The organism is Endozoicomonas sp. SESOKO1 (genome assembly GCF_024606265.1).
GTDB lineage: Bacteria > Pseudomonadota > Gammaproteobacteria > Pseudomonadales > Endozoicomonadaceae > Endozoicomonas.
Map to the genome: position 1 here is coordinate 1 of NZ_JAHHPP010000011.1, position 3,521 is coordinate 3,521.

General features: G+C 50.2%; 3 protein-coding genes. 1 reads left to right on the forward strand and 2 read right to left on the reverse strand.

Going from position 1 to position 3,521, the window contains the following annotated elements:
• Positions 1 to 347 precede the first annotated feature (347 nt).
• A complete protein-coding gene (locus tag KDK13_RS00785) occupies positions 348 to 941 on the forward strand; it encodes an Abi family protein (RefSeq protein ID WP_257282822.1) in 594 nt (197 codons plus the stop codon).
• A gap of 355 nt (positions 942 to 1,296) precedes the next feature.
• On the opposite strand, the gene KDK13_RS00790 is transcribed toward KDK13_RS00785, so the two are convergent.
• On the reverse strand, positions 1,297 to 2,460 hold the full coding sequence (locus KDK13_RS00790) for a DUF3322 domain-containing protein (RefSeq protein WP_257282823.1): 1,164 nt from the start codon (positions 2,458 to 2,460) through the stop codon (positions 1,297 to 1,299).
• Positions 2,457 to 3,521 (reverse strand): SbcC/MukB-like Walker B domain-containing protein (locus KDK13_RS00795; protein ID WP_306670955.1); only part of this gene is annotated, 1,065 nt, incomplete at its 5' end. The genes KDK13_RS00790 and KDK13_RS00795, both read right to left, overlap by 4 nt.

Here is a 3,521-nt window from a genome sequence, read left to right on the forward strand (position 1 = left end):
GTGAACTACTCGCCCCTAAAGGGAGCGAGCTTCCAATACTAAGCAGCCACCAAAGTGGTTGCCGTTCTTTTCTTTTTGGCTCTTCGCCGTTTCATATGGATTTCAAGATATCTGCCACAGGGCTGGAACGGATGGTAATTCATTGATGCAGTAAAATAAAAACCTATTTGTATAAAAAAATATCAGATAATATTTTTCTGCTATGGATAACTGAGGGTAAATTGTGCTTGACGCATTTCATCCCAAAAACTATATTTCACAGTAACACACCCGCCATGCCTAGGTAGACTTCGGTCTTCAAGCACAAATCGAGCGGGTTTTTTTATGCGTCTGTTTTGAGCAAATGGATGATTGAGTCCACCAAGCCAGCGTTGACTGTAGAACAACAATTTGAACTAACTGACCATATTAAGCAACAACGTATTGAGGGTAGAAAAAAAGAAAACTATCTGCGTTTTTATCCGTCCCAATACGACTCTCCGAGGTTGCTGCCTAACTGGGCAATGTTGGAGGAGCTAAGTTTTGGGAATCTTTCTCACTTGTATCAAGGTTTAGCTAAAGATTCTGATCGAAAACAAATTGCTAAACGCTTTAATACGCCCCACTCCGTACTGGGCAGCTGGCTACATACACTGACGTTTATCCGTAACTGTTGTGCTCATCATGCGCGGCTCTGGAACCGGGAGTTGAGTGTACCGCCAAAGCTATTACGAGCTGGGCATTGGGAAAGTATTCCTGCCCGACTGCAGCCACTTGATATACAACCGAGTCGTCGCATTTTCATCGTAATCCTTATTCTTGATCTCTTAATAAAACAGGTGAGTCCCGATAGTAAATGGTTGGAACGCCTGCATGAACTATTGCAAAAATATCCCAATACTAACAAAAAAATTATGGGCTTTCCCAATAACTGGCAAGACTTGATGAGCTTAGCGAGCTGAACATTTTAGGAACTGTCCTGAAATAACTTCCACATTTCTACAGACACTACCCGCTCCCCGAAAAGCTGACACCGCTTGTGCTTTTGCGGGTAGCGGTTAGCGACATTTTTCGGGCTGAGTAAAATGATGAAGTTAATCTGAGACAAATCAATAGGTTAGTCATTAAGGAATTCATGGCAGAAAACCAGTTACTTTACTCCGCTGTCATTCCGTACAGGGATTGTACGGAACCCACCTTGCAGTGAGAGCCATCTTGCCGGGCATTCACCTCCCTGTGGGATGGGTCCTGTACAGTCCCTATACAGGATGACAGTGGAGTGAGCCGGTAGATTTTCGGAGCTAATGCTATCACCGGTCAAAGGGCATCCAACAGCCAACCATAACCAACACGCTCCTGTTCCAGACGCAGGTTTTTACCGAAGGTGTTATCTTTCAGGGCCTCAAACACTGGTAATTCATCCGGGGTCAGCCCCAGCAGTTCACCGGTAAAACGCTTACTGTCCATTTCCTCTGTACACAGTGCCAAATGCGCTTGCAGGGTGGCCTCGTCCATCAACAAGGAGCGGGCCTGCGGAAAATGCTGGCGCAGGCGGGAGAGAATGGCAAAACCGTGAGTGTCAATATCGCCCCAATAAATAATTTCTTTTTCCTTCAGCCAGCTAATGGAAGACAATGACTGAATACCATAGCCCAGCCCAAAGATCACAATGGCATCCGGCACCGGTGGAAACGCAAGACCATTGACCTTGTTTTCTGTGATAAACACCTTGCGGGTTCCCGGGTCTATAAATTGCGACACCGGAACCGTGATATCTGTCACCGGGCCGGGATGATCCAATAGCCGGTAGCGCACCAGCGGCTCATCAAACCGCAGGCCAAAGCGGCGCTCAAAACCGTTTTCTGCCAGACCGGCGATGGTCCCATCAAAATCCTCCGGTTCAAGTGCCAGGCTCAGCAGCTCCGAAAGAATGCCCTTGTTGTTTTCAATAAATTTGCTGTCCACTCCCTGAATATCCAGCTGGCGGATATAACGCCCCGGTTTCGGGTTCAGCTGAAAATATCGGCAGACCTTCAGTAACCGGGGCCAGCTGTCTACCAGCTCCAGGGCTTTTAACGGCTTTTCCTGCAGCCAGGGCATTAACTCTGGCAGCTGTCGTCTGGTTGTGCCCGCCAGTTCATCAAATTGGCGAAAGGCTTTGATCTTGCCGATAAAAGCCAGCCAGTCTTCCCGCTGTTCAAACACAATGCGCTGGGGCAGGCGCTGGGTACCGAGCTGTTGATGGTTGATGTTGCGATAATCCAGCCGATAGCCACTGCCTTTCACTGCCTTGCTGTTGCTGTGTAACAGGGCGATCCAGTCCCGCACTTTGGCAAACTCCCGGCTGAGTACTTTGCCGGAGGGTTTGCGAAACGTAATTTCCATCGGAAACAGGGATTCCCCCTGCAACACACTTCTCAAAAACGCCCCGGAACTCCAGGGGCGCAGGGATTTTTTCTGCAGTTCGGTGACGGTAATCATTTAGCTATGGCTTGTGCCCGGTTTTGGCCCATGGTTTCCTGCAGCAGACGCTCCTGTTCTTGCTGTTTCTCTTGTCGGTATTGTTCAATGGTCAGGTTACGGAGCATCGAGTGGTTGCCACCCTGGTTATGAACAAAGTGGACAGAGTTCACATAATCTTCAATCACATGAATTTTCTGCAGGGGGGTGACAATCAATAATTGCAGGTTCAACCGGCGAAACAGCTCCAGCCCGTAGCGGGCGGACTCGTCAGAACCCCGGCCAAAGGCTTCATCGATCATGACAAAGCGGAAGGAACGGGAGTGGTTCTCTCCCCACTCCAGGCCCAGCTGGTAGGCCAGTGCCGCCGCCAGGATGGTGTAGGCCAGTTTCTCCTTTTGCCCACCGGATTTGCCACCGGCATCGGAATAAAACTCTTTCTCTGAGTCATCTTCCCGGTAGCGTTCCGAGGCATTGAACAGGAACCAGTTGCGTACATCGGTGACTTTCCGGGTCCAGCGTTTGTCCAGCTCGCTCTGGCCCTCCCGGCCATTAAATCGTTCGACAATGGTTTTTACCTGCAGGAACTTGTTTTCCGCATAGGCATCATCGCTGTTGTCGGCGGTCAGTGTATCGCCGAGGCAGTTCCGCAGGTCGATTTTGAACTGGTTGATCTCCGGGTCCCGGTGATTGTCCGCCACCAGTCGTATATAGGTGCCGTCGCTGTAGTCAATGGCGGCCAGGGAGCGGTTAATGGTGGCGATTTTATCCCGGATGGTTTGTTGCTGATGGTCCAGCCAGTTCTGGAACATGGCCATATTGTGGATGGTGCCTTCATTAAGCATCTGTTTAAACCGTTGCTCATGGCGGGGCAGGTCCTCTCCTTGCAAGGTTTCCAGCATGGTGGTGAATTCTGCCACTGAGCCCATGGAGGCATCCACTTCCCGGGTTTCCTGGGGATAGGCATTTTTGTAATCCGCCATCTGTCCGGTAATCCGGGCCGCCAGTTCCCGGGATTTTTTCTCCCGGCTATCCAGGCGATTCTGCAGCCAGCTGCGCATGGTTGTCTGGGAGCTGTCGCA

Bases quoted from the DNA above. Each gene is read 5' to 3' on its own strand.
- KDK13_RS00785 (WP_257282822.1), top strand. From the start codon at position 348: ATGATTGAGTCCACCAAGCCAGCGTTGACTGTAGAACAACAATTTGAA.
- KDK13_RS00790 (WP_257282823.1), bottom strand. From the start codon at position 2,460: ATGATTACCGTCACCGAACTGCAGAAAAAATCCCTGCGCCCCTGGAGT.